9 protein-coding genes are annotated in these 8,405 nt (G+C 55.8%); 8 read left to right on the top strand and 1 reads right to left on the bottom strand.

Annotated features, from left to right (window positions below):
- Window positions 1–161: 161 nt before the first annotated feature.
- From QEH57_RS16570 to QEH57_RS16555, 4 genes are read left to right on the top strand one after another with little or no spacing between them, the layout of a single operon-like run.
- Window positions 162–1,379 carry an NnrS family protein gene (locus QEH57_RS16570; RefSeq protein WP_309007882.1) on the top strand — a complete coding sequence of 406 codons (1,218 nt, stop codon included), beginning with the start codon at window positions 162–164 and terminating at the stop codon, window positions 1,377–1,379.
- 35 nt (window positions 1,380–1,414) lie between these two features.
- Window positions 1,415–2,200, top strand: coding sequence for a formylglycine-generating enzyme family protein (locus tag QEH57_RS16565; RefSeq protein WP_309007881.1), 786 nt, complete (start codon window positions 1,415–1,417; stop codon window positions 2,198–2,200).
- On the top strand, window positions 2,197–2,850 hold the full coding sequence (locus QEH57_RS16560) for an SCO family protein (RefSeq protein WP_309007880.1): 654 nt from the start codon (window positions 2,197–2,199) through the stop codon (window positions 2,848–2,850). The genes QEH57_RS16565 and QEH57_RS16560 overlap by 4 nt, the downstream gene beginning before the upstream one ends.
- A 4-nt stretch (window positions 2,851–2,854) precedes the next feature.
- Entirely contained in the window at window positions 2,855–3,592 is a 738-nt protein-coding gene (locus QEH57_RS16555; RefSeq protein ID WP_309007879.1) for a Crp/Fnr family transcriptional regulator, read from the top strand.
- Between the two features lie 200 nt (window positions 3,593–3,792).
- On the opposite strand, the gene nirK is transcribed toward QEH57_RS16555, so the two are convergent.
- Window positions 3,793–5,142 (bottom strand): copper-containing nitrite reductase, encoded by a 1,350-nt coding sequence (nirK, locus tag QEH57_RS16550; RefSeq protein WP_343224800.1) that lies wholly within the window; start codon window positions 5,140–5,142, stop codon window positions 3,793–3,795.
- A gap of 485 nt (window positions 5,143–5,627) precedes the next feature.
- Here nirK and QEH57_RS25010 point away from each other — a divergent pair, with 485 nt between their 5' ends.
- From QEH57_RS25010 to QEH57_RS16535, 4 genes are all read left to right on the top strand, one after another.
- Complete coding sequence (locus QEH57_RS25010; RefSeq protein ID WP_343224797.1) at window positions 5,628–5,957, top strand: Rrf2 family transcriptional regulator; 330 nt, start codon at window positions 5,628–5,630, stop codon at window positions 5,955–5,957.
- Complete coding sequence (locus tag QEH57_RS16545) at window positions 5,855–6,097, top strand: hypothetical protein (protein ID WP_309007877.1); 243 nt, start codon at window positions 5,855–5,857, stop codon at window positions 6,095–6,097. Before QEH57_RS25010 ends, QEH57_RS16545 begins: the two co-directional genes overlap by 103 nt.
- Window positions 6,098–7,560: 1,463 nt before the next feature.
- Window positions 7,561–7,755: a hypothetical protein gene (locus tag QEH57_RS16540; protein ID WP_309007876.1), complete on the top strand. Its 195-nt coding sequence runs from the start codon at window positions 7,561–7,563 to the stop codon at window positions 7,753–7,755.
- 162 nt (window positions 7,756–7,917) lie between these two features.
- Window positions 7,918–8,292 (top strand): Fic family protein, encoded by a 375-nt coding sequence (locus QEH57_RS16535; protein WP_343224796.1) that lies wholly within the window; start codon window positions 7,918–7,920, stop codon window positions 8,290–8,292.
- Window positions 8,293–8,405 lie beyond the last annotated feature (113 nt).

The following is an 8,405-nucleotide window of genomic DNA, read 5'->3' as shown; positions in this document are numbered from 1 at the left end:
CAACGACGCCTCTCTGACTAACCAGACGATCTGCCGCAACTGCCACGGGCAGTCCCTTTCGCTCTCCAACGCTAACAATGCCCCATAACCTACAAAACCCTCTTTTTTTCTTTTAATTTGGACAACTTTATCCATTTTAAAAGCTTGAGGAAACAAAAGCTATGGAAACCGGCCAGCGCCTAAATAACTTCGCCAAACCTAGCTTCTTCGGTTTGGCCGTAGCGGAGCCGTTCCGCATTTTCTTCCCCATCGGGATGGCCCTGGGGATAGTAGGCGTCGCCTTGTGGCCTCTTTTCCAAGCGGGCCTCGTCCGCTTTTATCCGCTCGACGCCCACCTCCGGCTTATGAGCTACGGATTTCTTGGTAGTTTCGTGGTTGGATTCTTGCTCACCGCCGGCCCACGCCTCCTGTCGTGCCCCGGCCCGAACAAGCTCCTGGTCCACCTCCAGCTTTGGTTCAGCCTGGCCATCGCTCTGTGCTCGTTGGTCAACAACGCCCTGGCCGACGCTGCATTTCTTCTGCAGATAGCTTCCCTCTTGGCTTTCGCCAGTTACGGCTTCGCAAAACGTCGAGACCTCCCACCGCCCGGCTTCCTCCTCGGACTTGCCGGATTGCTCAGCGCCTTTGCTGGAGCCGCCTGCCTCCTCCAGCATTCGCTCGGCAACGGCAATGCGACGAGCTATACCCTTTCACGAATCTTGCTCTTCCAGGCCTTTCCCGCGTTGCCAATCATCGGCGTTGGAGCCTTTTTCTTTCCTAGGCTCACAGGGGCAACGAATCTCCAAGAGTTCCCGGAAAATCCGCTGCCCAGTCTCCCCTGGCTGAAACGCGCCGCATGGGCCGTAGCCACTATTCTTCTTTTTTTCACTACGATCCCAATTGAACTGAAAGGCCACGCTAGCGTCGCCTACGCTATTCGCGCTCTCGCTTGCGGACTGTACGTCGCGATCGAAACGCCCTTGCTCAAGCGCGCGAAGTCTCCGACCAGCCAACGCCTCCACTTGGTCTTCTGCTGCGCTTCGCTCGTCGCCAGCTTCCTTGTCATCGCCTTTTACCCGCGCCTTCGGATCGCCGCCTTGCACCTTTTCTTTATCGTCGGACTCACCGGTTCGATCCTGATCGTTTCTTGCCGGGTCATCTTCGGGCATAGCGGCAGCATCGAGCATGCCCGCCGCAGCGCGAAGCCGCTTCTGCTCGGCATCGCTATTCTCCTAAGCGGCGCAGCCAGCCGCTTGCACATGGACATCAGTCCCGCATGGCGAACGGGCGAACTTTACACAGCCGCTGCACTATGGTTGTCAGTCGCACTCGCATGGATTTTCCTGGTCGCCCCGAAGTCTGCTACCCCCGACCCCGACGACATACCCTGCAGCCACTAAAGCCAATGAAAGCTCTCGTATTAATCTTTGGATACATGGCAACTATCACAACGGCCTTCGCAACGCCGCCGGTTAACCCAACTCCCATGCGCATCATCCCTGCCGGGCAATACGAACCCCTCTTCACGTCGCCGGACCAGCCGAAACAACAGAACGTCGCCAGCTTCCAGCTCGACGAGCGCCCCGTATCGAACCGCCAGTTCCTTGCGTTCGTTACTGAGAACCCTCGCTGGCTACGCTCGCGAGTGTCTCCCCTTTTTGCCGACGAGACCTACCTGAACCATTGGGAGAACGACACGCAACTCGGCGCCGCCCTCGAACCCTATGCCGACTACCCTGTCGTGAACATTTCCTGGTACGCCGCACGTGCCTACGCAAGCTGGGCAGGAAAGCGCCTGCCAACTCAAGCCGAATGGGAATACGCTGCCCTTGCGAGCGAAACCTCGGCCAACGGCCGGGAGGATCCCAGCTACCACCAGCGCATCCTCGAATGGTACGGACGTCCAAATCTTGGATACGCAGACCAATCCCCCGGTAGCTTCCGCAACGCGCACGGCATCTACGACCTACACGGACTCGTCTGGGAATGGGTCGAAGATTTCAACACTTCGCTCACTACGGGCGAATCCCGCGGCGACACCGGACTGGAGCGAAAATTTTTCTGCGGCAGCGCCTCGGTCGGAGCATCCGACTTCAAGGACTACGCCGCCTTCATGCGCTACGGCTTCCGCAGCAGCCTCCAAGCGAAATACTCCGTCAACAACCTTGGCTTTCGCTGCGCCCGCGACTTGCCTGAAGAATCGCCCCCTGCCCCGAAATGAAACTCATCATACACTCCACCATTCTCGTCGCCCTCACCGCGCCCTTCTCGCTCCATGCGAGTTGCCCCATGCACCCTGAAGCTCCACCCGAGCTGCAAGCCGACCATTCATGCTGCCGCATCGCTCAAGAAAAATGGGACGCGGCCCTCGCCAAAATCGCCCCTTCCGAGCTTTCCTTGTACCAAGTCACCTCCGAATGGCAAAATCAGACCGGGAATAAACTCGTCCTAGCCGACCTCGCTGGAAGACCTCTATTCGTCGCCCTCGCGTATACGAATTGCCAATACGCTTGCCCACGGCTCATTGCCGATCTCAAAGCGATAGAGTCCGCCCTTCCCTCAGACTCGGATGCTAATTTTGTGGTCATCTCCATCGACCCGGCTCGCGACACCCCTGAACGGCTCGCCACCTATGCGGTCGAGCAAGAACTCGACACCTCCCGCTGGACGCTTCTGAACGGAGCCCCTGGTGACGTACTGGAACTCGCCAACCTGCTGGGCGTCCGCTATGCGAAGACGCCAACAGGCGACTACACGCACTCCAACATTATCACCCTACTGAACGCCAAAGGGGAAATCGTGCATCAGCAAAACGGACTCGGGGCTGACATCAATCCCACTCTCGAGAAACTCTCAAAACTCAACTCCTAGCTCCATGCTCGCCCCCAAAACTTCCCCACAACCTCCAGCCATCGAGGCTAAACCCAGCACTCAGGCGGACCTGACCGCTATCTCACTCTGCCTGCGCCAAACCGAACTTTTCAAGCGCCTCGACTCCCCGTCACTCGGCAGGCTCGCCCAACTCTGCCGCATCGTGAAGCTGCCCAAAAACGGGACCCTGTTTCATGAAGGCGAAATCGCGCAAGGCTTCTATATCGTACATACCGGAACCATTTCCCTTAGCCGCATCAGCATAGAGGGAAAAGAGCAAGTTATCAGCCTTTTCCGAACTCACGACTGCTTCGCGGAAGCCACGCTCTCGACTTTGGAAACGTATCCAGCGACCGCCTCCGCTCTCGAGCCGACCCAGGTTATACTCGTATCCAAAAAATCCTTTCGTTCCTTCATCGCGGAACGACCCGACCTAGCCATGAGCATGCTCGCCTCCATGAGCCTTCACTTGAAGCACCTCGTGCAAATGATCGAGGACCTGAAGTTCAAGCAAATCGAATGCCGGCTCGCGAACTGGCTCTTACGCCAGCTCGAAAGCGAGAGCGACATCATAAACCTACCCTTTTCCAAGAAAGTCCTCGCCAGTCGACTCGGCGTCACCAGCGAAACGCTTTCCCGCGCCTTCGCCCGCTTCCGCAATGAAGGCCTCATTACTGTCAATGCGCGCGACATCCTCATCGAAGACCGCGACGGACTATCGGCCTACGTGACGGAACTGTAGAAGGGCGCAAGCAAGCTTGTTGGGGGCATGACTCCATCCGAGCCATCGTGCCTGGCGCGTGGATACGCTTCGAGCTTCGATTCAACAATCCTGTTTCGAGCGCTCTCAAGAGAAAGCAATTCCCTCGGGCGGCCTAGGCTGCCGCCCTTGCGAGGACCGACTTTCGACTTGTTTATCGCTGGTAAAGGTCCACCCACTCGCTAGTGGGCGCTCCTAACCTCCATGACGTCTGTCGCCGTGACTTCGCCGAGCTCGTTGCCGAAGCTGTTCAACACATAAGTCACCACACTGGCAACTTGCTGGTCGCTCAAGTTGACCGCTGGCATCACCCCGTTGAAGCTCTTTCCATTTACCTCGATGGGGCCCTGTAGGCCATTCACCACTACGCTTATAACCTTCTTTGGATCATTTTTGAAATAGGAAGAATCGACCAAAGTCGGAAACGCACCTGCGATGCCATCACCACCGGGCTGGTGGCAAGCCGCGCAGTTGGAAGCGTAGATCCGCTCTCCAGACTCCATCTTTTCGGCGAAGCTCAACTGGCCTGAAGGAGTAGCCTCCATACCTCCCGGAATGCTCTGGATGCCGCTGCCCTCAGGCAGGTAAATTCCCTCTTCCTCCTTACCGGAGTAAATCTCCCTGTTCTCCATTCCGCCGACCTTGAGCATTCCGATCGCTCCCTTGTTGAAAGCTCGAAAGATCGAATGGTCTACCAGAATGTAGGTTCCTGTCGTCTCTAGCTTGAAGTCGACCATTGCCGATCCACCAGCAGGCACTAGCGTCGTTTGCACGTTTTCGTTAATCGTCTTGGTTCCCCCTTCTACGTAAACCTTGTCGAAGATTTCTCCAATGACGTGAAAACTGGATACAAGGTTAGGGCCGCCATTTCCAACGTACAGCCGGACGGTCTCGCCCACCTCCGCGGTAATTGCGTTATCCCCCACCATCGCTCCGACAGATCCGTTAAACACGACGTAATCAGGAATTTCCGTCAGGGCTTTCTCCATGCTGAACGGCTGAAGGCCTTCGTTTCCATAAGCGCCCTTCGTGTAGAATTCGCTCTGCATGACATAGTATTCCTTATCTACCGGAGGTAGGCCCTCCTCTGGCTCCACGAGGATCAAGCCATACATGCCATTTGCGATATGCATGCCAACTGGGGCCGTAGCACAATGGTAAACGTAAAGACCGGGATTGATCGCTTTAAAAGTGAAGCGCGTCGTCTTACCCGGCGCCGTAAAAGAGGAAGCCGCTCCTCCACCAGGTCCCGTGACCGCATGCAGGTCGATATTATGGGGCATCTTACTGGAGGGATGGTTGTTGAGATGAAATTCAATAAAATCGCCTTCTCGAACGCGTATGAACATTCCGGGTACTTCACCCCCAAAAGTCCAAAACGTATATTCAACCCCATCCGCCAACCGCGCGTTCAACTCTAGCGTTTCAAGATTCACTACCACTTTCGCGGGATAGTCGCGCTCAATGGGGGGCGGCACATTAGGAGCGTGCGTCAAAACAGCGTTTTCAACAGGAAGTTCGTCTTGAGCCATCGCGAAGCTTGCGAGCGTAAAAACACCCACTTTCACGGCGGCGATTAATATTTGCGATCTGTTCATATGGGGAAGGGGTTGGCCGAGAATCCGGCTATTAATACAATATACGAAAAATTCTCCGCCTTGGCCTTGATCTAGATCAAGAACGGGACGGATAGCCCCTCGAGTTTCCCTCTAAAATGCCGTTAATTCAAACCATAATAGAAAATGTAAGCGTTTCTTATCGCACGCTCTCGCCTAATAGATTCGGTCCGCCACGAACGCCCCTCCCGACCACTCCCCAAGGATTATAAATTCGAAACGCCCTCCTGGAGCGCCGTCCCTTGCCTAAGCGGGCCTGCGGAGGCTTACGGCATAAATGCGACGGAATTCCTTGCGGATATGAAAGCATAGGACAAAGCAATCATCGCCTGCCCAAGACATCCGATCACCTCCAAAGAGTAACTTGCCGTACAGGACTTTCTCATCCAATTGCTTCTAGCATGAAAGTCATTTCCGATACCGCCGAGTATGCCCTCAGAGCCGTCGTTTGGCTGGTCCAGACTCCCGACGAATCCCAGACGACACGGCAGATCGCGGAAGGTACCCGCACTCCCCTCGACTATCAGTCCAAAGTGCTGCAATCGCTCGCCAAATCCGGCATAACCAAAAGCCAGCGCGGCACGAGGGGCGGCATCCGCCTGAATGTATCCCTGACGGACTCAGCGTCTTGGATGTCATCAACGCCGTCGATCCCATCCAACGCATCCACTCCTGCCCCCTCGGCCTCAAGGAGCACGGCAGCTGCCTGTGCCCCATGCATCGCGGCCTGAACGACGCGGTGAAAACGGTCGAAGCCGCCTTCAAAGAAACCTTGGTAGTGGACTTGCTAAAAACCCGCTCCAAATCCATGCCGCTCGGAATCGACCTACCTCGTCGCGCCCCCTGCAAGCCGAAGTTCACTTCCACCTAAGCTGCGTCCAGCAGCACGGATAGGTTTTCCTCCTGGCTAGCCTGCGGAGGAGCCGCCAAGACGGCGCAGCTTTGAGCGCTTCGCGAACACCAGCCAGCCTTGCTACGATAGACGCTTGTCGCCGTATCCTTCCCATCAATACAAGCACCCGATGCAAAACGAGGCTCTCCGGATAAGAAACAGCACGGCGACCAGCGCAAGCGTAACGGTACGCCATGCGAGGGAAACCTCAGGGCTTCGCCCCAACGCTGCGCGTTGCCCTTCTCCGCTTCGCTACGTCTACCGAGCCATTGAAATGGCGACATGACCACAAGAGCCCAACCCCTTCGGGCTTCTCGCCCCTGCGTCGACGCGTTCATTCGGGTGCAAAGCGCTAAACCCGAAACTGACAGTCACCACTTTTCTAAAGTGGCAGCCTCGCAGGGACTCGAACCCCGACAGAAGGAACCAGAATCCTTATTTATTAGCATTTTATCAACGACTTACAGAGTAAATGTGTAATAATGTGTAATTTAGGAAAAGGTCAAATTGGCTACTTTGACTCCCGAAGAACCTGAATGGCACAACATCCAATGCAAACAGTCAGCGACGCACCATCTAATTAATTCGCATTGCAAGATGCGGAGAATCCGAAAAGTTGGCCAAATCCCTGGAAAGCCTTTGTAAGCTCCAAGGAGACAAAGGAACGGCAGCTATCCGCTCCTGAGACCTCTCGCGGACGGATCGGGAGCGGCTTCTGAAGAACGGCTTCCTTCAGGAAGTCATCAAGGGATGGTAGGTTCCAGCACCATCGGACGAAACCAACGGCGAGAGCACAGCATAGTACGCCACTTTCTGGAAGTTCTGCGCCGCTTACCTCAACGAACGCTTCGGTTCCGAATGGAGCTTGTCGTCCGAGCATTCACTCAAATTGCAGGCGGGGAACTGGACTGTACCTGGTCAACTGCTTGTCCGAGCAAAGAACGCCGGCAACAAGGTGACGAACATTCCCCACGGCACTTCCCTATTCGACATAAAAGCGAATATCCCCTCGTCCGAGGAATCATTATAAGTCGAAGGGCTGCGCCTCTTTTCACTAGAATACGCTTTCGTCGCAGTTAGCCCGACTTTTTTCAAGCAATCCCCAACCAGGCCCGAGCGGCCCTCGCGATGCTACGCGACGCGTCACCACTACTCTCAAGGCTCCCCGAGGGGGGCGCAGCACGGTCGCAGGTAGACTGGCGGGAGTTTACCGCAATATTGGGAGTACGAAAATCGCGGACGAAATAGTCGCGACCATGGAAGCGGCAGGATATTCGGTTAGGGAATCGGACCCTTTCGTAGACGGCGTCAGAGTTCGGATCGCCCAAGCGGGTACTTCGCCCATTGCCAGTCGCACAAACCTGATATGGCAGACTATGCGAAAACACGTGACCGAAATATTCCCGCAAGCGCCTGGACCGCCGAAAGCGAAAAATCGCTAGATGAAATCCGCGGTTGATGCCTATACGACCGACGGCTACAACTCGCCATCTATCGAAGGCTACAAAGTGACGCCAGCGTTGATCGAGTGCGTCAAAAGCGACAGCTGGAATCCCGATGACATCGATACGGATCTAGCGCACCCCGATGCCATGGCGGCCCGCAGGTACTGGCAGTCATTCCAAACAGTCCGTTGAAGCGTTCAAGCGGTTCTGGAAGGCGGCAATCTAGGCAAGGTAGCCGACTCAGACCATGGCAGCTGGTACCGGGAACTTTTCGCCCCAAGCGTCTTCTTCGGACTTCATGCTCCGGCCGACCCGGCAGGCTACCGACGCGGGCAGGTCTACATTCGAGGATCGATGCACGTACCCGTGAAACGAGAAGTGCTCTCCCAAAGCATGGAACCCCTATTAGGCTTATTATCCTTGGAAGAGTCAGCCGCAGTTCGCGTCGCGCTTGGCCATTTCTTCTTTGTATTCATTCACCCATACATGGACGGCAACGGACGCATCGGCCGGTTCCTGATGGACATCATGCCAGCGTCCGGTGGATGCCCTTGGACCGTGATACCTGTCGAAGCGATAGCCGACTATATGCAAGCGCTGGAAGAGGCCAGCGTCAGACAGAACATAAGACCATTTGCGCAATTCGACGCAACCCTCGTCTACAAACAAATGGAAGGCAGCGGAGCAATCACCCCACGCCCCGGGAAAACCAAGAATTCCCCATTTTGAGCCACCGACTTCCCGGAAGCTTAAGCACTCCAACACCTCCCCTTGAGGCTTGGAACCGGATCGAAATCCGATTTATGCGACTTGATCGCCACTTTCAGCCGCGAAATTGCAGA

The sequence above is a fragment of the Pelagicoccus sp. SDUM812005 genome, assembly GCF_031127875.1.
Classification (GTDB): domain Bacteria; phylum Verrucomicrobiota; class Verrucomicrobiia; order Opitutales; family Opitutaceae; genus Pelagicoccus.
Note: the sequence above shows the minus strand (reverse complement) of the source record. Positions and strands in the feature narration are given on the sequence as shown.